The organism is Picosynechococcus sp. PCC 73109, assembly GCF_001521855.1.
Taxonomy (GTDB): Bacteria; Cyanobacteriota; Cyanobacteriia; order Cyanobacteriales; family MRBY01; genus MRBY01.
In genome coordinates this window covers 20,297-38,214 of sequence record NZ_CP014001.1, presented here as the reverse complement: position 1 = coordinate 38,214, position 17,918 = coordinate 20,297, and the positions used below count along the sequence as shown (strand labels likewise).

Genomic DNA, 17,918 nt, shown 5'->3' with positions numbered 1-17,918 from the left:
CGTATTTACAGAAATACAGGGATACGATTTTGCTGATTATTATAAGCCACAATTTTCTTTAAGTACAGAAAAGCGTAAATACAGAAAATTACAAGCCGCAAATCATAGGAGAGTATCTACTATATGTAGGGTTCAGCCCAACAAAGGTACATAATGCGACATAGGGATTTTGGGTATAGCCCAGAAAGAGCCTTAGTTTGGGCGTTTTGGGCACCTCCCGGATTTGAGGGTATTTTAAGCCGCAGATTTCAGGGGAAGAATGCCGAGAGAATCCTTGAGCTTTTCAGCAGAGAAATCATACTCACCAAGCATATTGATATGAGCCCAAGAGATCGGAGAGTGAGTAGCAATGGCGCGACGTAGCTTGTCTTTGGTTTCGGCGTTAGCGCTTTCCTCAAGGCGACGGGAAAGATAAAGGTAGTTCCAGCAAATAATGCTGTTTTTGATAAGCCGGTTACAAGCTTCAGCGATGGCCTGTTCCTCCTTCTCAACCTGAGCAAATTCTCTGGGACTACCAACCGCGACAGCACGGGTAAATTTGTTAGCCAGTTCGACCTTGTTGAGTTGCTGCTCGATAGCCTGCCGGAGTTCAAGCTCATCGATATAGCGCAGAATAAAAGCCTTGAGCATGCCACAGTGATTGTTAATTGTCCCCAACACTTGAGCTAAGGGAACATCCTGCCGCTGGGGAAACCATTCCTCAAATGGCTCAGCCTCATTATTTTCAAGCGCTGGAACAGAAACATGAGATTTCCCATCAGCCCTAAATTTTAAGTGATGATTAGCAGCCGCATTTTGATTAGTGCATTTATACTGTTGTAGTAATGCCTCATTAAAGCCCTCTAGTACAGGTTCCGGGTCAGCAAATGCCGTTAATCCAGCACGTTGTAGCAACGCCTCCTTCTCCTGGTGCCAGCGCTTAGGGCTAATCAGATAGCTATCTATTGGGCAATATTTATAAAAGCTAGCGAGGTTAAGCTCACCAGATTTGACAATAGCCCCAATCTTTAGTAGAAGCTGATATCAGAACTGAAATGAGAAGACAGGCGCGCAGCTTCGCTGTCCCCGAAGGGAGCGCCGACCAAATCCAAGCCGACCTTGATCAATTGGCCCAACTTGAAACCGAACTCACCGCCGAGCAAAAACGCCTTCAACTCTTTGAAATCTACTTCCAACGGGGTCAGGGCAGCCCTGCCGAATACCTCAATTTCCAGAATCGTTTGGCCCAGCTAACCGCAGAAAAAGAGAAATTAACCGCGACGATAACGACATCTGCAACAACACAGATTTAAGACAATGATGCTAAATTCTCCGGGTTAGACAAAAGGATTAACAATGGTGAGCTGATCATAAATCCGCTGATTATTGTGTAAGTCTTCACTAAATAACTGACTACACCGAGATTCTAGGGCACTCGCAACAATCAGACTATCGCAATAACTAAATTGATACCGTTGGGCAATCCCCAAAGCTTGGTTAATCGTTTCAGTCGAAACTGTCGCCACTTGAAATTGCTGAGTCAGTTCAGTGACTACATCAATAATTTGGTTATAGTCCAGCTTAAATTTACGGCGCAGCACGTTAATCGTTTCATTTAAAACTTGGGTACTAATCCAAATGAGTGGCGCTTGGGTACGGGCGATCGCCCGTTGTTGTTTTTGGGGTTCATCCTGCGAGTAGATATAAATCAGGATATTTGTATCCAGAAAAACCCTATCGCTCATTCGCCTCTAACCGATCAAACTTAAAACCTTGAGTATTGAGGGCGATCGCCTGAAATTGACGCTGGGGGGGTGTTGGCTCCTCAGAATCCTCCAGCACAATAATCCGAATTGTTTTTCCTTCAAGTTGTGGCGTGTATTCAGCAGGAAGATTCACAATCCCATTGTGGATAGTCGTTTTGAACTCAATAGCTTGCATGATACGAAAGTAATGGGAGGATGCTATCCAGTTTAGCCTGTATCACAGCCCAGAAAACCTCGATGATTTTTACCTTATTTTTGAGAGCTTATTTATACAGCTCCCCTGCCCCCAATCTGGGAGGGATTTTAAGCGATCAATGGAATCAAAGTCTTCCAAAATAAGGAATTTAGGCTTCAACGTGAGACTTCGGCGTGACCTCAGTCGAACGGAGCAGATCAAGGAATTCATTTACTTTATGAATAGCCTCTTACCCAGGCCTCCGGCTCTAAGCTATAAACTCTTATTCTCTAGGTGTTGGTGTTAGAATACCTCTAGAGTAGGAAAAATATAAATTTTATTCCTACTATGAAAGTTTTACTCTTCCTAACAATATAAATGGAGGTATAGTGTGGTTTCTTGGAAACAAACAGCTGCTCTCACGGCGATCGCCCTTGCTATGGGCAATATTTTGAGCGTCAACGCACAGTCACGCGAAAAGTTAACAGGTTGCCTTGTTGACAGAGAAGGCTTCCCAGTAACGAATACTTCGTCCAACTCTGGACGGCTTAGTTTTGCCCCAGAGGGAACAATCAGACAAGTTGCGGCCAATACCGAAGAAACACTGGAATGCATGGGCAACGGACAGTGGGAGACACCACGGCGTGGTGGGCCAGCATATCCACCGAAGGAAAAGCCACCTAAAATTAAACCATCACCCGATGACCTCGAATGGGCTGAACCAAATCCCGGTGGCCTAGATCGAGACTGGAGTTTGGAAGAGTCTGGGAGCCATACCCTGCCTATCTCAGAATCCGAAGGCTTTGGGGGAAGCGAACCCTGCGGCATCATTGGTCACAATTGCCCATAACAAAATTCAAAATGCAGTGTTGAAAAGACGATGCCATGCCTATTTGAAGATGGCAGAATCTTTACACAAAAGAGCACCCTAGTTCATAGGTGGCATTAGATACACAGTGAAAATAGATACCCCACACCCCGTCAGGAAGAAAATTGCGCCTGTGCCTTATTCGTTTTTTATGGGGGATTTTCTACTTTTTTGTGGGGTGATAGTCTAATCAGACAGCCCTAGTTCACTTGTATGCTATGAAGGAAGTTCAGCGGTTACTTGCCCTCACCACATCAATCATTAAACATCCCATCCGAGCCATTCCAATTTTAATTGGCCTTAGCCTAGTGGTTTTTGGGGCGCAGAATTATCAGCCCGCCGCTGACCCTGTAGCAATCGACCCTACTGCTTCTACAGAGGCCACCACAAATCCTTGTCCTGTCCATCTCCCTAATGGCTTACCTACCGGAACGCCAACTACCAATGATTTAATCGTGCGGGATATCTACTGTCTCAGTTCCAATGACGATACTAAGTTTGCCGATTGGGTTGCTTTCCGCCTAGATCAGGAAACCATCACTGGTAGCTCTGACCAAGACCGGGAGTGGGAAGCTGATCCCAAAATTCACCGTGATGAAACCCTCGAACCCGAAGACTTTCGCGGAGCCTACAAGTGGGGAAACTATGACCGGGGCCATCTAGCTCCCCTCGCCTCATTCCGAGGGAAGAACTGGCAGCAAGTGAACTATCTCAGCAATATCGTCCCCCAGAAAGCCCCTCTCAACCGGGATGCCTGGAAAGAACTCGAAGAATATGAGCGGGATCTTGTTAGACAGCACAGCGAAGTCTATGTAATTGTCGGCACTGCCTATGATGACCAGCCCCTCAGCCTGATCAATGCCGACGAACCGAACGATATTCCTGATTATTTTTGGCGGATTATTCAATATGACGGGAAACTCGAAGCCTATCTCTTTCCCCAGGACACTCCATCCGGCACTGACTTTCGCCTGGGTAAAACCACTGTCCATGAAGTAGAGCAACAAAGTGGCTTAATTTTTGTCTTACACCAAAGTGACTGATAACAGGCGTCTTTTGAGCCTCAGCCTTAAAGTTGATAGACATCCCCTAGGGCAAATCAGCTTCTGTAAGGTTGGCATCTCTGAGTATGTTCTTTAGGGTTCCAGCCGGTAAGTCTTTATTGCCATGCACCGGAATCACGAGGATTTTATGGGTTTCAGAATTGCTGTAGATGTGGTGGCTGCCTTTAATCCGCTTTAATTGCCAGCCAAGGTTATTAAGAACCTTACACAGCTTTTTACCGGAGATGGATTTCATAGATTAATTTCCACCAGCTGCTGCGATTCGGTGGTTTCTTCCTGTTCATTGGCCACCTCTAGCCAACCTTCAATCGCTTCTTTAACCATTTCCATGAGATGGTCATAACTATCCCCCCAGGTGTGACAACCCGGCAAAGCAGGAACGGAGGCGCACCACTGGTCTTCTTCCTGCCAAACAAGAACTTTGAGTTTCATAGCTTTTGGGATGAGCTTAACTAGGTATATCTTCAACTCTAGTGCAACTGGATAAACAATTTCCTCTCGGTATGCCAGAAAACTAATGTGCCAACCCGAAAAATTTATAGTATGGTTGCTATTAACCCCAAGTCCTTTGAGACTCACAATTATTAATTTTCGATGAGATAAAACGACCATGCTAAAGCTGCACCAGCAGCAAAAAAGCACCCCCTCCAAAGTTTGGCCACCGCGGATACAGGATGCTTTTTTGACTGTTATTCATTTGCCCCATCTCTGGGGTCTTCCGCTCGAATACTCGATAAGCGGGGGGTATCTGTATGGTAACCCCTAAGCTGCTATTTGGCGATCCTTTTGGCCAAAAAATCAAGATAAATTTTCTTGGGATGGGGGTGAGCCATGGCTAACTTCACCCTCCTCAAGGGCGATTGCCCCGTCTGTGGCGGTATCCGCAACGGCAAGCGGAAAGCCGATTGTAAGCAATCTGGAGAGCTAATCCACTGCTTCAGTCACAACGATCCACCCCACGGACTTCGCTTCGTTGGCCAATCAGCAATTGGTCAGTCCCTATACGCCCCGGAACGGGAAAAAGGGCTAGATCCAGCACAACATCGAGCAGAACTGGCAAAACTACGGGCGGAACACCAGGCCCAGGAAGCGGCTCGACAAGCCCAGCTTCCCACCATCCGGGAACGACATCAGGAAATTTTGGGCTTTGATACAAAACTCACTGAAGCCCAGAACGCTGATCTCCTGCGACGAGGACTAACCCAGCGGGAAATTGATTTTGCCCTATCTCAGCATTGGCTCTTTGCCTGTCAGAGCGGCTATGGCGTCACAGCATTAGATTCTGCTACCGGGATGTTTTGCGGTGCCCAGCGGGCCTTAGATGACCGTTCCCAGCGTAAATATGACTGGGCGATCTTTGCTGGACGTAACCCCCTCAAGGAAACAGTCGAAAATCCCTTATTCGTTTGGCGATCGCCCCAGTTCAACCCAAAAAAACCCTACGAAATCAAATTCTGTGAGGGAGCCCTTAAATCCCTAATCCGAGCATTCCTAGAATGGCGAAAAAACCCCCAAGTCATTCTTGTCGGTGCTGCGGGAGGTCACTTCGGGGAGCAGTCTGTCCAGCGTTTGTTAGGAGTTTATGGTGGCGCAGAACGATTCACCCACCTCCCTGATGCAGATAGCCAAAACCTGAAGAAGAAAAATCTTTACGCTGGCTATGGCAAATTAGCCAAGGCCATCCCGGCGCTTAAATTTGCAGATTGGGGTCAGTGGCGCGACAAATCTAGAGGTGACTGTGATGAATACTTTGGCCGCTACAGAAGGCGATCGCCCTGGGATTGGCTTAAACTCTTTGCCTTTGAGGACACGCGCCGCAAAGCTAAAGAAAGACTAGCAACCAGTGACCAGCTCACCGCGGATAAAACGATTTCCCTGGCTGAATTTCAAGCCCTTGATGCTGAGAGTTTGAATGTTTTAACCAACGGCACCCAGGATATCTTTATTGCTGCGCCCACCGCTGCTGGGAAAACGAAGCTGGCGGAGAAAGTAACGCGGCTCTGGCAGCGGGTGATTGCCCCCTTTCCTCGAATCTCCCTGGCGAGAAATGCGGCAAATCGTTTGCACCTCCAGTACCGCACCGACTGCGATCGCCTCCATGGAGAGCTGGTCAGTTTTGGAGCTGATAACTATTCAGTGGTTTCCAAAATTGCCTACTGTAATGAAGGGGTCATAAGTCTAATTCGTCCTATCAATGCCCTGCTTAAGGAAGGAGCCTTTGCCTTTGGCGATGAGTTTGATCAGCAACTTGAAAATCTCACCCTCAGCTCTACCCATGGCAAGGCAGGACAGCGGCGACTCCATACCGATACCTTCTGGAAAGTCTTCCGGGAGTCCCAGAAAGCCCTCTGTGTCTCAGCGGATTTAACAGATTATGAGGTCAATCTCTACCACCGCACCACAGGCCGCAAGCCCTTCGTTCTAAAGGTGGTCACGGAGAAAAAACCCCAGACAGCCACGGTCTATGAAAACCAGACCCAATTCTGGAAGCAGTTCAATGAACTCAATGAACAGAGAAAACGAGTGCTAGTTTTATGCACCCGCAAAAGTGATGCTCAATTTTTAGCGCACAGTTTTGGGGCTACTGTCATTAGTGCAGACAATGCCAAAGAGTATGAAGCTTTCCTCAATGCCCCTGACCCTTGGTTAGCCCAGCATAGACCACAAATTCTAGCTGTCACGCCCATCCTTGGCACAGGTTTTAACATCGAAGGAGATCACTTCGATGCAGTGATGTTAATGGCCCATGCCGATAACATCCCAGCGAAGGGTTTGATGCAGTTCCTCGCCCGCTATCGGCCTAATGTCCCTCGCTTGATCTGGTGTGCGGAAACCAATCATCAATACGATCTGATCAACTCAGAAACTCTGTATCAACGTCGTCTGGCACGGGCCAAAGCTAACCAGGCGATCACCTATGAGGCCAACTACCTTGACCCCGATGACCCCTACTTCCATTACAAGGCCCAGGTCAATTGGTCACTGGCTCACCTCAGGGCAGATCTATTGGCCCGATTAGAACAGGATGTTACAACTGTCCTTTATAAACTCTGTCAACTTCCAGAAGAGGACATGAAAGCCATCGAACAGGAAATTAGTGAACTGAGAAAAGACTTTGCCGATGTCTGGTATCAGCGCCGTCACGGGGCGGAAAATCTCACAGCGACTGAATATCAATTGTTTAAGGAAGATGAAAAGAACCTCAGCGAAGTCCAACGCTGGGCCATCGAAAAATATGAAATTGCCGCCTGGGCAGGTAAAACCCCTGAACAACTTGACCTCGAATACATCCGCCGGGATCAAAAAGGGAACAAGCGACGCGCCCTAGAAAAACTGGAGATGCAGGCGATCCCTGATTTGGCGATCGCCCTCGACAAGCACTCCCTAGAAAAACAAGTCAAGCATGGGGCCGTCTGTCAGCAGGACATTACCCACCACCATTTGCGGGTGCAAGCTCTGGATGATTGGGGCATTGGTGAATTCCTTGACCATGCCCTTTCGGGTCAGGAATGGCACGGGGAACATCCTATCGTTCTCAAACTGGCAGAGAGCTGGACGGTATTCCGCGATGAGCTAGCCAAATATAGCGTGAAGTTATCCTGCGGCAAGAATGCTTCTCCGGCAGCAATCGTTGGAGCACTACTCCGCTTCTTTGGCCTCAAGAGTGTTTCTCGACGGGTGACGATGAATGGAGTCAGAGTTTGGGTCTATCGTCTTGATGCCGAGGATTTATCTATCTCCAAAGCTGACCTCGCTGCTCGGCTACCCTTGAATATTGAGAAGCTTGGGCCGCTGGCTCCAACAACTGAAAACCAGTGGGTAAGAGAACTATATGAATTGTCCATACCCTCTGAAACTAATAATATTCAAGGGGTGTGGACAGATCCTAAAACAGTCATGCAGCTTGGTCTTGAAGCATTATCATCGGAGCCTGATCCACCATCAGAACCTGAGGAAACCATTTCCCCAGAGCCAGCACCACAACCGGCTTACCAAATTGGCCAAAAAGTGAGCTTCTGGGATGGGATCCAATGGCTCATGGGCACCATCAAACAAGTCATGGCCGAAAAAATACCCGAATATCATGTCCTTGATGAGAAGGGCTGGGGATTTGATGTCTTAGAAACCTGGATTGATCCCCTAGGAGGTATGGGGTAATGCAGAAATTAAACGATGAGCTTTTCTACTCGCCGTCTGATTTAACCCGCTTTATGGAGAGTCCCTTTGCCGCGTGGTTAGATCGCTTTAGTTTGGAATATCCTGAGCGTTCATCAGCCAAAGATCCTGAGGATCCGCTCATGAGTATTCTGCGGGAAAAAGGCTATGTCGTGGAGGCAGCCCTGGAAAAAAAATTTCGGCAGCAGGGTCTCACCATTGTCAAGATCGAAGGCAAGTCCATAGCAGAGAAACAAGTTCATACCCGACAGGCGATCGCCGCTAGTGTAGATGTAATTATCCAAGCTGCCCTAGAGTCTGCACCATTTCTAGGATTTAGTGATTTTCTCGTGAAGGTACCTGGAGAAAGTCTGCTGGGTGATTATCACTACGCAGTTTGGGATACGAAACTGGCGAGTAGCGTTAAACCAACGTTCCTGATGCAACTCTGTTGCTATGGCGAGATGTTAGCGGCGATTCAGGGCTTGAAACCTAGACAGCTGACGGTGGCCCTGGGAAATGGGAAAAAAGAACAGTTCCTAACGAAAGATTATGACTATTACTACCAAGCCTTAAAAGCTTCGTTCCTTGAGTTTCAGGGCCAATTTTCCCCTGAATCCCCTCCAGATCCGGCCGACTCTCGCCATTGGGGTGACTGGAGTCACTACGCAGAACAGCTCCTCCTGGAACGGGATCATCTATTTCAAGTGGCGAACATTACGAAGGGGCAAATCAAAAAGCTCAACCAAGCCGGCATTATGACCATGGCAGCTTTGACTGAGACAAACCTCCCCATGGTGAAAGGGATACAATCGAGTGTTTTCGCGCGTCTCCAAGCCCAAGCAAAATTACAGCGTCAAACGCAACAGAAGCAGCAGGAGAACCCAGCCCATCCCCCTATCTTTGAGATTATCAAGCCTGCTCCTGGAGAAAAGTCAGGTTTAGCTCTCTTACCGCCCTCATCTCCCAGCGACCTTTTCTTCGATATTGAAGGCTATCCTCTTGAGGAAGGCGGCTTGGAATATCTCTGGGGCTGTACTTACTTTGATGATCAAGGGCAACGCTGCTTTCGGGACTTCTGGGCCCATAACCAAGCCGAGGAAAAAATCGCCTTTGTGGAATTTATCCAATGGGTCTATGGTCGTTGGCAGCAGGATCCGAGCATGCATATTTACCACTATGCGAGCTATGAAATTACCGCCTGCCGGAAGTTAATGGGCCGTTATGGTGTTTGCGAGTTTGAAGTGGATCAGCTGCTGCGTAACGAAGTATTCGTTGATTTGTACAAAATCGTGAAAGGCAGTCTGTTACTAGGGGAACCTCGCTATTCCATTAAGAATGTGGAGCATCTCTACAGAGGTAAACGGGAGACGAATGTGGGGAGTGGGAATGACTCCGTGGTGGTCTATGAGCAGTGGCGCATCCTCCGGGACCTCGTCCAGGAAGGCGAAACCTGGGAAACCTCAAGTATTCTCAAGGATATCCGGGACTATAATCAGGATGATTGTGATTCGACCCAGGAACTGGTGGGCTGGCTCCGACAACAGCAGCGGCAACATGAGATTGCCTATCTTGGGAAAACGGAGATGGTAGAGCCAGAGGTAAAAGAAGGGATTAACGCAAGAATTCAACTGCGCGATCGCCTCCTGGCCTGTGCCATACAAGATCCGAAGCAAAATACTTTAACGGAAAATCTAGCTTGGTTAGAGGGTGTTTATAAAGTAAAGATAAAGAGAACAGGATTGTTGCCCGTGAAGTCGTTAAGGTCAAGCATAAGCGTAACGACACAGGAGAATAGCACCAATGTCTCAAGCTTCTTACCCCAGTGACCTGACCGATGCAGAATGGGCTTTACTAGAACCCTTGATTCCTGCTCCAAAGTCCGGCGGTCATCCACGTACTACTGATATGCGACAGGTCTGCAATGGGATTTTCTATCTCCTCAAAACCGGTTGTCAATGGGCCTATCTGCCCAAGGACTTTCCTCCCTCCTCCACGGTGTACTACTACTATCGCAAATGGCAGAGGCAGGGAGTTTGGGAAAACATCAACCATGCTTTGCGGACTCGCTGCCGTCAAGCAGTGGGGAAAACCCCAGAACCTAGCGTCCTGATTGCCGATAGCCAATCGGTCAAGACAACAGAAAAAAGGGCGATGTCTATGGCTTCGATGGCGGGAAACAGGTCAAAGGAAGACGGAGAAACTTGCTAGTCGATAGTTTAGGGTTACTTTACAAAGTGATGGTCTCCGAGGGAAATAGCTCAGAACGAACCTTTGCCCTTGCTGCAGTGATGGAGCTAAGGGAGCAGCAACAGCAGATGTTGAAGCGATTGCGGTTGATGTGGGTAGATGCTGGATATCGAGGAGGACGCTTTGCCTTAAGTCTTTGGTTAATGGTGCAAGCAAAGGTGGAAGTGATTAGCAGAAACAGTAAAGAATTCATGGTACTCCCGAAGCGTTGGATTGTTGAACGTACATTTGGTTGGTTGAATTATTATCGTCGCCTTAGTAAAGACTATGAGCAATTATCAGAAGTGTCGGAGGCAGGGATTTATGCTTCCATGAGTCGTCTGATGTTACGTCGGCTAACATCCTAAAGATTTACTTTATAAATGGCCTCTTACTGGAATTTCACCGGCGCGAAAGTAAACCGGTTTTTTGGCGCTTATTTGAACGGTTGGGGCTGAGCGAGGAGGAACTTCTGGATGATTTGGACTGTTTAGCTTGGTGCAAGCGCACGGCTAAACCGGCGTTTAAACCTACCCTCAGGGCAAGAAACCTGGCCTATGAGTACCAATTTGATCCCAGCCAAGAATTTAAAGGGGCAAGCTCAAGTTTTTATGTTTTAGGCTTAGAAACAGCAGAGGGCAAACCAATCTCAGTCACATTTCTCAAGGATCATAGCCACTTGGAGCAAGGTTTAATTGTGGTTCAGGCCAAGGAAGAACCTCCCGCTGTGATTTCTCTGATTCCCAATGAATATGTGGACCCTAAGCCCATTTCCGAGGCGATCGCCACCGTGGCTACAGACTATGACCAAGGCCAACTGGCTGAAAAATCTCCGGCGATTGTTGATTTCCTGACCCGCAGCAAACCCCGTTTTCAAGACCATTACTGCTTCCCAGATAATAGTGAGGCGATCGCCCCCAGTCGGGATCCCCAGGAACGACTGCAGCAGGTCATCAATGCCGTACGTCACCTAGATCGCAGCTATCTCACGATCCAAGGGCCACCGGGAGCCGGTAAATCCTATACAGGCAAACATATCATTGCCGATCTTGTCCGCACTGGTGTCCGAGTAGGCATCGCCAGTAACAGTCATAAAGCAATTAATAATCTCCTCTTCAGTACCGCCCAATATTGCCGAGAACAGCGGATTCAGGCAACTTTTACCTGTGCCAAAATCTCAGAACAAGAAGCTGCCTCGTTTGCTGACTATGGTATTTTTCAGGTAAAAAATTCCGAGTTAGCCAGCCATGTGCAACCTAGCTGTGTTCTGGGTACGACGGCTTGGGGCTTTAGCCGGGAGGATATGGCCGAGCAACTGGATTACCTGTTCATTGATGAAGCCGGTCAAGTCGCCGTTGCCAATCTGGTTGCCATGGCCCGCAGTGCGAAGAATCTCGTTTTGATGGGCGATCAAATGCAACTGGGGCAACCCTCCCAAGCTGCCCACCCCGCAGATAGCGGTCTTTCCTGTTTGGATTATCTGTTGCGGGATCAAGCAACCATCCCTAGGGAGCAGGGGGTCTTTTTAGGAACAACCTATCGCCTGCATTCCCAAATTAATCAGTTGATCAGTGAGCATATCTATGACGGGGAGTTAGATGCCTATGACGCCAATGACCAACGTCGTCTTGCCATTTCCTCCGCTGACCCAGTGTTCCAAAAAGAAGCAGGCGTCATATTTGTCCCCGTAGAACATCAGGGAAATAGTCAGGCTTCCCCCGAGGAAGTGAGAACCATCCAAAAGCTGGTTAATCAATTACTAGGGCGCACTTACCATACCGGTAACCCAGAACAATTGACCCGTCCCATCGACTGGGATGACATGCTGTTTGTCGCCCCTTATAATCATCAGGTGCAGAAATTACGTCAGGCTCTCGGCGATCAGGCGAAGATCGGTAGCGTCGATAAATTCCAGGGCCAAGAAGCACCAATTGTTTTCCTCAGTATGTGTTCCAGTGATGCCAATGAATCACCCCGGGGGATTGACTTTCTATTTGACCGCAATCGCTTAAATGTGGCAATTTCGCGAGCCCAGACTCTCGCAATCATCGTTGGTCAGCCAGCCCTCCGTCAAACCTCTGTTTCCCGCGTAGAACAGCTCAAGCTGGTGAACTTTTTCAATGCTCTAACCTCAGTCAATATACATAGACTGGAGAAATGAATCGTCTGCTTACCCAACAATTATGGTTGCAGTCCTAGTCCATTTCCTGTTCGGTACTATTGGGTCACTGGTCATGTTCCTGGCCTTTAGTGGGTTAGAAGGAGTGCGTCGTTTTTCAGCTCCGTTTGTTATTTTTCTTGCGGGGTTCATCTGCGCGAATCTGGCCTATTTCGTCTCACCTTGGGCTACACCCTTAATCCTGCTGATTTATTTCCTGGGCTTACTTCAAGAACATCGAGAGTAGAGTATAGATCACCTCAAAAAAGCACGCAGTTGAGTCATCCCCAAAGCGATCGCCATCGAGTTTAGGCTTATTGCAGATATATACTTTAAGACGTTTAACGTCTTTCGTTATAAAATAGACTTAACTTTTTAGATATATCCATGTGATTCGCAGTTTCAAAGATAAAGAAACCCAAAAAATTTTTGAACGACAGCATTCCCGTAAACTTCCTAGCGAAATTCAACAGGTTGTCCTGAGGAAATTACGAATGCTTAATCGGGCAGAAACTCTCCAAGATCTGAGAGTACCGCCAGCAAACCGCTTAGAAGCCCTGAGGGGCTCCCGCCAGGGCCAATACAGTATTCGCATCAATAACCAATGGCGTATTTGTTTCCAGTGGGAGAATGGCGAAGCCCTTAATGTAGAAATTGTTGACTATCACTAACCAGTAAGCAAAATGACACAAGAGAAGCTATTACCCATCCATCCCGGCGAAGTTCTGCTCGAAGAATTTCTCAAACCAATGAACCTCAGTCAGAACAAGCTTGCCCTAGCGATTCGTGTACCCGCCCGTCGGATTAACGAAATTGTTCAGGGCAAACGTCGTATAACTGCTGATACAGCTTTGCGCCTAGGCCTTTATTTCAATATGTCTCCTCAATTTTGGCTTGGTTTACAGATGGACTATGACCTAGATATTGCAGAAGATGAGTTTGGTGAAAAACTGCAACGGGAGGTGATCCCTGCAGAGCTCATCTCTACTACTGCCTAATCAATAACGTGACGATCTCGAAGAGATCCGCTTTGCGGTGCGCCTAATTTGTTACCCTCGATGCTAAAAAAACATTGATGAAGTGAATAATCGAATATAGAATATTGGGCGCTGAAGAGTGCTTTAACCCGAATTATCGTAAGCTTACTGAAATCGCTGAAACTACTGCTATACATGGCTTTTAGGAAAAATAGCTGCAAATTATCGTAAGCTTAGGCTATTTTTTGTCTACTCTTAAATTAATTCTATTGCCGGGGATCATTGCTCTGTAAAGGTTTGAAGACAAATGATCGCCGAGAAATATGCTTTGTAGTTTACCTGTTATGAGTTAGGAAAAAAACGATCGCCATCTCTTTGGTTATATTTCGCCATCATGTCCTCAAAAGTAGTTTGCAGATCAATATTGTGAACATTGGCTAAACAAATAATGGCAAACATCATATCGGTCAGTTCGGTAGGGAGATTTTGTTCAGCTTCGATGGGCTTTTTCTTCTTGGTTTCATGCAGGTAATTGATGAGGCGGGCTGTTTCTCCTACTTCTTCGATAAGTCAGGCAAGCATTTCATGGGGACTCCAGTAGCCATTGCCAACGGTTTGGATCCAGTCGTCAACGATTTGTTGCGTTTCGCGGAGGGTGTAGTCTGCCATATTGCTATGATTTGCTGAGTGTTGATTTTAATCATAGGTCTGGTTTTAGGGAGATCTAGATGCGTTTTGATCTAAATTTGCGAGCGGAATTTCGGAGTCGGTTGCAGGATGTGGCTCAGGAAATGCAGGAATGGCAGGGTCAGGCGGACATTGGGGAAAAAGAAATCGCTCAAATTAGGGAATCGATTGTCAGTTTTGAACACACGACAGATCGTCCAGAACTGAGGGTTGCTGGGGTTGATGGTAGTGGTGATTTTCCGATGTTGAGCTATGAGGATTCGTTTGTTTATCTTTCTATTGCCCAAGGGACTGTCTATCAAGCGGATGTGAGTTGTGGATTGCGGGAAGTTGCGCCGCTTACACCGACAGTTTTTGATGTGGCATTTATTCCGGAGAGTCGGACGGATGGGGCAGGGGCTTTGGATGGGGCAATGGAACGGTTATTGGGGCGATCGCTATCTGAGTTGATGGAAGCTTCTGATTATCGGACTTTGAAGGCGCAGGAGACGGGAAACAATTTTCGGATTGAGGTGCTTTTGGATAAGCTTATTCGTCCCCATGGAAGCGATACGAGTAATTTGGCGATTCAGTTGCGGACGACGGCAGAGATGGGTGCTGCACTTCGGTTAATGGAGGGGGAAGTTAAGCCTGATTATGTCTTGATGGATACGACGTTTTCTTTACCTTTGTTGGCTTCTGGTGAGAGTTCCCTCGCTTATGAACATGCGAAACGGCTGTGTTGTGTGTTGGCGAGGCAGAAGGGCATCGGCTTTTTTACGCTCTCAAAATCCCATGGTTTGCCATCCATTGAGCGGTTAGAGCAGTTGGTTGCAGAAGTGCAGGGGCAAAATGCAACAGCAGAACATTGGTTTTTGCGGATTCCTGAGCCGGATCAGGATGGCTGGGCTTTATCTTTGGCGGCAGAAAGGCGTTTACCTCCTCCGGGGGCTGTGACTTATTTGGTGCGGTTCCATCGGCCGGCTCCGGTGTTGCGGTTGGATATGGATCGTTTTTATTGGGATGAGTTTGTGCGTGGGGAGACGGCAGAAGAGACTAGAAGGCGAGAATGCAAGATTTTTGAAGATTTAGACTACACTTGCCACGATCAGAGGGTTTATGGTTATCCTTATCCGATTAAGGCAGCTCATGATCGGGCTTCTCTGATGGAGGCGGAACGGGTAGCTTTACGAAAACAGCTTATTGCGGAGGCGATCGCCTGTGGGATGAGTCCGAAGGTTTTTCGGGATGTGTCTAGGGCGACGGGTCATGCTTAGGAGGTAATGGTGATGGTAACGATGCGGGATTTGTTAGGGAAATTAGGCGATCGCTTTGGGGTCTTGGCGGAGAGTAATACGTACCAGTTGACGGTGGTTGCGGCGAATGGGGATGTGGCTGTGGGGGATTTGTTTTTGTTGCCGTCCCGTCGGGGTGGTCAGGAACGGATCTATGTGTTTCGGACGACGCAGTATGCGAATATTCTCAATCGTTCGCTGGAGATGAATGATATTGCGCGGAATAAGCTGACGATGCCGGACTCTTACTTTAGTGAGAACCTAGCAGATGAGCAGTTAATTGAGCTGAAGGGGATGGTCTTGGGCTATGGGCAAGCGGAAGGCGATCGCTGGAGTTTTTATCGTCCCCGTCGGTTACCGGAGCATTTGTGTGATGTGTATCGGGTCAGTGTTGACAATCCTTTGATTGGGGAAGTCATGGGGGCTTTGCTGGGGAGTCAGTTGGGTGATCGCGGTTTGTTTGTGGGGAATTTGTTGGCAGGGGAGGAGGCTTTGGAGTCGGTGCGGGTCTTTTTGCCGATGTTGGCGTTGTCGCACCATATTGGGGTGTTTGGGCGTACTGGTGCGGGTAAGAGTAATTTGATGATGGTGTTGCTCAAGTCGGTGCTGGATCATAATTATCGGGTTGCGGCGGGAGAAGTCGAGGAGGGGCAACGGGGCAGTATTTTGGCGATCGACCCCCATGATGAGTTTCGGGCTTGGCATTCTCAGACAGGGGGTAAGGATGGTATTCGGGGGATTGTGTCGGGTTATTCGGCACGGGAACGGGCTGATCTGGTGGAACCGTTTTACTATCTAACGGCTCGTCATAGTTTGGAGGGTGCGCTGGAGAAACGGATGGTTTTGTCTCGGGCGGATCTGACTCCGAGTGATTTGATCTCGATTACGGAGTTTAGTGAGCAGCAGATCGCGTTTGTGAATCAGCAGTTTGCGCAGTGGGGTGAGCTGTGGGTGATGCGGGTACTGTTGGGGGATTTGGATGCGCCTGATTCTGGTTTTGAGGGTGGAGCGGATTTTCTGCCGGGGACTGTCTCTGCGGTGCAACGTCGGCTGGACTTTTTGCGGCAGGGACAAACAGGGATGGTGACTGCCTATGATCCGGAGATGGGGCGGGAGTATGAGTCGTTGTTGCCGGATATTCTCTGTGCGTTGGAGCAGGGTCGGGTGTTGGTGGTGGATACGACCTTGATGAGTGAGTTGGAGCAGTTTTTGGTGACGACGGTGGTGGCGCGAACGTTGTTTGTGTTGCGGCGGGCGTTGAAGTCTGTGGATGATCCTGATGATCTGCCGGATGCGATTCGGTTAGCTCTAGGGGATGATGGGCAACGGGTTGGGTCTCGTCGGTTGGCGCAGGAGTTGATCGACCGTTTGGGGGATGGTCGTTTGCCCTATGTGGTGGATAGTCTGCTGCAAGGGTTGGATCGGTTGCCGTTTGTGAATGTGGTGGTAGAGGAGGCTCCGTCGGTACTGAATCCGCAACGGATGCGCTTTGGGTCGGTGTTTCGGGATATTTCTCGTCAGGGTCGGAAGTTTGGGATTGGTTTAACGGTGGTGTCGCAGCAGGTGAGTGAGATTGATAGTGGGGTTTTGACTCAGCTCAATACGGAACTGGTGATGCCTCTTGGCAACGAGATGGAACGGAAGGATGCGATCCGGAATGCTTCTGTGGATATGATGGGGTTTGAGCGGGAGCTTCAGGTGATGGGGAAAGGACAGGTGATTGTCTCGGCTTCCTATAAGGACATTCCTTTGCCTGTAAAAGTACCGGAATTTGATGATTTGGAGTGATGGTGGGGTTGTAGTGAGAGTCTATTTGGATACGAGTGTGTTGAATCGGGTGTTTGATGATCAGGCGCAGGCAAGGATTGCGTTGGAAACTCAGGCATTACGGATGATTTTACAGGTGGTGGAAATGGGGGATGTTGAATTGGTGAATTCGTCGGTGTTGGAATTTGAGGCGCAGAAAAATCCTTATCCAGCAAGGCAACGATGGGTGAGGTCTTGTTTGGCTTTGGCAAAGGTCTATGTGCCAATGAGTCGGGAGATTATTGCACGGGGGAAGGCATTGGAAGAAGTTGGGGTTAAGGCTGTGGATGCGCTTCATGTGGCGAGTGCGGAAGCGGTTGGTTGCGATTATTTTTTGGCTTGTGATGATCGGTTGTTGCGTCGTTATGATGGAAAGGTGAAGGGTTTGAATCCGGCTAGTTTTATTTTGTTGTTTACGGGGGAAGGGTAATGGGTCTTCGTGTGCCAAGGGAGCAGGATGTGTTTCAGGAAGCGTTTTTGATTTTGGAGCAAAATTTGCCGTTGTCGAAGATGGCGTTGTTGTTGTCTCGGTGGCAGGCAGATCAGGGGGATTATTTGTTATTGCGAGATCAGTTGTTTGCTGGGGAAACGGTGGAGTCTCTAGGGGAACAGATCTTGGGGTTTGAGGCGGAACGTTCGCGAGGGATGTCTGCGTAATGGGTTTTGAGCGGGAGCTTCAGGTGATGGGGAAGGGGCAGGTGATTGTCTCGGCTTCCTATAAGGACATTCCTTTGCCTGTAAAAGTACTGGAATTTGATGGACTTTAAGTCTTGGAGGTGA

The 17,918-nt window shown here is 48.3% G+C and carries 20 protein-coding genes; 14 read left to right on the top strand and 6 right to left on the bottom strand.

Going from position 1 to position 17,918, the window contains the following annotated elements; genetic code table 11:
* Positions 1-234 precede the first annotated feature (234 nt).
* Positions 235-894 carry a Tn3 family transposase gene (locus tag AWQ23_RS14665; RefSeq protein WP_062436852.1) on the bottom strand — a complete coding sequence of 220 codons (660 nt, stop codon included), beginning with the start codon at positions 892-894 and terminating at the stop codon, positions 235-237.
* 140 nt (positions 895-1,034) lie between these two features.
* Between AWQ23_RS14665 and AWQ23_RS14660 the strand changes: the two genes are divergently transcribed.
* Positions 1,035-1,292, top strand: a complete 258-nt coding sequence (locus AWQ23_RS14660) for a hypothetical protein (protein WP_062436846.1) — start codon at positions 1,035-1,037, stop codon at positions 1,290-1,292.
* Between the two features lie 24 nt (positions 1,293-1,316).
* Here AWQ23_RS14660 and AWQ23_RS14655 read toward each other — a convergent pair whose 3' ends face one another.
* Together AWQ23_RS14655 and AWQ23_RS14650 are read right to left on the bottom strand one after the other, a co-directional pair.
* The gene (locus tag AWQ23_RS14655) at positions 1,317-1,724 is read right to left on the bottom strand and encodes a PIN domain-containing protein (protein WP_062436844.1); all 408 of its coding nucleotides are present in this window, start codon (positions 1,722-1,724) and stop codon (positions 1,317-1,319) included.
* Positions 1,714-1,920, bottom strand: a complete 207-nt coding sequence (locus tag AWQ23_RS14650) for a hypothetical protein (RefSeq protein WP_030008262.1) — start codon at positions 1,918-1,920, stop codon at positions 1,714-1,716. The genes AWQ23_RS14655 and AWQ23_RS14650 overlap by 11 nt, the downstream gene beginning before the upstream one ends.
* A 391-nt stretch (positions 1,921-2,311) precedes the next feature.
* Between AWQ23_RS14650 and AWQ23_RS14645 the strand changes: the two genes are divergently transcribed.
* Both AWQ23_RS14645 and AWQ23_RS14640 read left to right on the top strand, forming a co-directional pair.
* Positions 2,312-2,770 (top strand): hypothetical protein, encoded by a 459-nt coding sequence (locus AWQ23_RS14645; RefSeq protein WP_157072253.1) that lies wholly within the window; start codon positions 2,312-2,314, stop codon positions 2,768-2,770.
* 236 nt (positions 2,771-3,006) lie between these two features.
* Complete coding sequence (locus tag AWQ23_RS14640; protein WP_083500756.1) at positions 3,007-3,831, top strand: DNA/RNA non-specific endonuclease; 825 nt, start codon at positions 3,007-3,009, stop codon at positions 3,829-3,831.
* Positions 3,832-3,877: 46 nt separating this feature from the next.
* Here AWQ23_RS14640 and AWQ23_RS14635 read toward each other — a convergent pair whose 3' ends face one another.
* Positions 3,878-4,087 carry a type II toxin-antitoxin system HicA family toxin gene (locus tag AWQ23_RS14635; protein WP_062436840.1) on the bottom strand — a complete coding sequence of 70 codons (210 nt, stop codon included), beginning with the start codon at positions 4,085-4,087 and terminating at the stop codon, positions 3,878-3,880.
* Complete coding sequence (locus AWQ23_RS14630; RefSeq protein ID WP_062436838.1) at positions 4,084-4,284, bottom strand: type II toxin-antitoxin system HicB family antitoxin; 201 nt, start codon at positions 4,282-4,284, stop codon at positions 4,084-4,086. Before AWQ23_RS14630 ends, AWQ23_RS14635 begins: the two co-directional genes overlap by 4 nt.
* 399 nt (positions 4,285-4,683) lie before the next feature.
* Between AWQ23_RS14630 and AWQ23_RS14625 the strand changes: the two genes are divergently transcribed.
* The 7 genes from AWQ23_RS14625 to AWQ23_RS14590 all read left to right on the top strand — a co-directional run bounded on the left by AWQ23_RS14625 (position 4,684) and on the right by AWQ23_RS14590 (position 13,392).
* Positions 4,684-8,010 carry a hypothetical protein gene (locus AWQ23_RS14625; protein WP_062436832.1) on the top strand — a complete coding sequence of 1,109 codons (3,327 nt, stop codon included), beginning with the start codon at positions 4,684-4,686 and terminating at the stop codon, positions 8,008-8,010.
* Positions 8,010-9,836: a TM0106 family RecB-like putative nuclease gene (locus AWQ23_RS14620; RefSeq protein ID WP_062436829.1), complete on the top strand. Its 1,827-nt coding sequence runs from the start codon at positions 8,010-8,012 to the stop codon at positions 9,834-9,836. The genes AWQ23_RS14625 and AWQ23_RS14620 overlap by 1 nt, the downstream gene beginning before the upstream one ends.
* Positions 9,811-10,604, top strand: a protein-coding gene (locus AWQ23_RS15885) for an IS5 family transposase (RefSeq protein WP_157072193.1) whose coding sequence is annotated in 2 segments (ribosomal slippage) — positions 9,811-10,147 and positions 10,147-10,604 — 795 coding nt in all. Because the reading frame shifts where the segments join, the coding sequence is not laid out codon by codon here. The genes AWQ23_RS14620 and AWQ23_RS15885 overlap by 26 nt, the downstream gene beginning before the upstream one ends.
* Before the next feature lie 113 nt (positions 10,605-10,717).
* Positions 10,718-12,397 carry an ATP-binding protein gene (locus AWQ23_RS14605; protein ID WP_232309013.1) on the top strand — a complete coding sequence of 560 codons (1,680 nt, stop codon included), beginning with the start codon at positions 10,718-10,720 and terminating at the stop codon, positions 12,395-12,397.
* A 22-nt stretch (positions 12,398-12,419) separates the two neighbouring features.
* Complete coding sequence (locus tag AWQ23_RS16245; protein WP_062436825.1) at positions 12,420-12,641, top strand: hypothetical protein; 222 nt, start codon at positions 12,420-12,422, stop codon at positions 12,639-12,641.
* Between the two features lie 142 nt (positions 12,642-12,783).
* Positions 12,784-13,065 carry a type II toxin-antitoxin system RelE/ParE family toxin gene (locus AWQ23_RS14595; RefSeq protein WP_062436823.1) on the top strand — a complete coding sequence of 94 codons (282 nt, stop codon included), beginning with the start codon at positions 12,784-12,786 and terminating at the stop codon, positions 13,063-13,065.
* 12 nt (positions 13,066-13,077) lie between these two features.
* The gene (locus AWQ23_RS14590; RefSeq protein ID WP_062436820.1) at positions 13,078-13,392 is read left to right on the top strand and encodes a HigA family addiction module antitoxin; all 315 of its coding nucleotides are present in this window, start codon (positions 13,078-13,080) and stop codon (positions 13,390-13,392) included.
* 321 nt (positions 13,393-13,713) lie between these two features.
* On the opposite strand, the gene AWQ23_RS14585 is transcribed toward AWQ23_RS14590, so the two are convergent.
* Positions 13,714-13,938, bottom strand: a complete 225-nt coding sequence (locus AWQ23_RS14585; RefSeq protein ID WP_315862688.1) for a MazG nucleotide pyrophosphohydrolase domain-containing protein — start codon at positions 13,936-13,938, stop codon at positions 13,714-13,716.
* A gap of 161 nt (positions 13,939-14,099) precedes the next feature.
* Here AWQ23_RS14585 and AWQ23_RS14580 point away from each other — a divergent pair, with 161 nt between their 5' ends.
* From AWQ23_RS14580 to AWQ23_RS14565, 4 genes are read left to right on the top strand one after another with little or no spacing between them, the layout of a single operon-like run.
* Positions 14,100-15,314, top strand: a complete 1,215-nt coding sequence (locus tag AWQ23_RS14580) for a DNA double-strand break repair nuclease NurA (RefSeq protein WP_062436818.1) — start codon at positions 14,100-14,102, stop codon at positions 15,312-15,314.
* A gap of 6 nt (positions 15,315-15,320) precedes the next feature.
* Positions 15,321-17,120 (top strand): ATP-binding protein, encoded by a 1,800-nt coding sequence (locus AWQ23_RS14575; protein ID WP_232309012.1) that lies wholly within the window; start codon positions 15,321-15,323, stop codon positions 17,118-17,120.
* A 13-nt stretch (positions 17,121-17,133) separates the two neighbouring features.
* Complete coding sequence (locus tag AWQ23_RS14570; RefSeq protein WP_062436854.1) at positions 17,134-17,568, top strand: PIN domain-containing protein; 435 nt, start codon at positions 17,134-17,136, stop codon at positions 17,566-17,568.
* Complete coding sequence (locus AWQ23_RS14565) at positions 17,568-17,795, top strand: hypothetical protein (protein ID WP_062436816.1); 228 nt, start codon at positions 17,568-17,570, stop codon at positions 17,793-17,795. Before AWQ23_RS14570 ends, AWQ23_RS14565 begins: the two co-directional genes overlap by 1 nt.
* Positions 17,796-17,918 lie beyond the last annotated feature (123 nt).

Excerpts from the sequence above, each read along its gene's own strand:
- AWQ23_RS14565 (WP_062436816.1), top strand. The coding sequence starts at position 17,568 with ATGGGTCTTCGTGTGCCAAGGGAGCAGGATGTGTTTCAGGAAGCGTTT.
- AWQ23_RS14660 (WP_062436846.1), top strand. The coding sequence starts at position 1,035 with ATGAGAAGACAGGCGCGCAGCTTCGCTGTCCCCGAAGGGAGCGCCGAC.
- AWQ23_RS14590 (WP_062436820.1), top strand. The coding sequence starts at position 13,078 with ATGACACAAGAGAAGCTATTACCCATCCATCCCGGCGAAGTTCTGCTC.
- AWQ23_RS14630 (WP_062436838.1), bottom strand. The coding sequence starts at position 4,284 with ATGAAACTCAAAGTTCTTGTTTGGCAGGAAGAAGACCAGTGGTGCGCC.
- AWQ23_RS14575 (WP_232309012.1), top strand. The coding sequence starts at position 15,321 with ATGGTGATGGTAACGATGCGGGATTTGTTAGGGAAATTAGGCGATCGC.
- AWQ23_RS16245 (WP_062436825.1), top strand. The coding sequence starts at position 12,420 with ATGGTTGCAGTCCTAGTCCATTTCCTGTTCGGTACTATTGGGTCACTG.
- AWQ23_RS14625 (WP_062436832.1), top strand. The coding sequence starts at position 4,684 with ATGGCTAACTTCACCCTCCTCAAGGGCGATTGCCCCGTCTGTGGCGGT.
- AWQ23_RS14635 (WP_062436840.1), bottom strand. The coding sequence starts at position 4,087 with ATGAAATCCATCTCCGGTAAAAAGCTGTGTAAGGTTCTTAATAACCTT.
- AWQ23_RS14620 (WP_062436829.1), top strand. The coding sequence starts at position 8,010 with ATGCAGAAATTAAACGATGAGCTTTTCTACTCGCCGTCTGATTTAACC.
- AWQ23_RS14640 (WP_083500756.1), top strand. The coding sequence starts at position 3,007 with ATGAAGGAAGTTCAGCGGTTACTTGCCCTCACCACATCAATCATTAAA.
- AWQ23_RS14580 (WP_062436818.1), top strand. The coding sequence starts at position 14,100 with ATGCGTTTTGATCTAAATTTGCGAGCGGAATTTCGGAGTCGGTTGCAG.
- AWQ23_RS14655 (WP_062436844.1), bottom strand. The coding sequence starts at position 1,724 with ATGAGCGATAGGGTTTTTCTGGATACAAATATCCTGATTTATATCTAC.
- AWQ23_RS14650 (WP_030008262.1), bottom strand. The coding sequence starts at position 1,920 with ATGCAAGCTATTGAGTTCAAAACGACTATCCACAATGGGATTGTGAAT.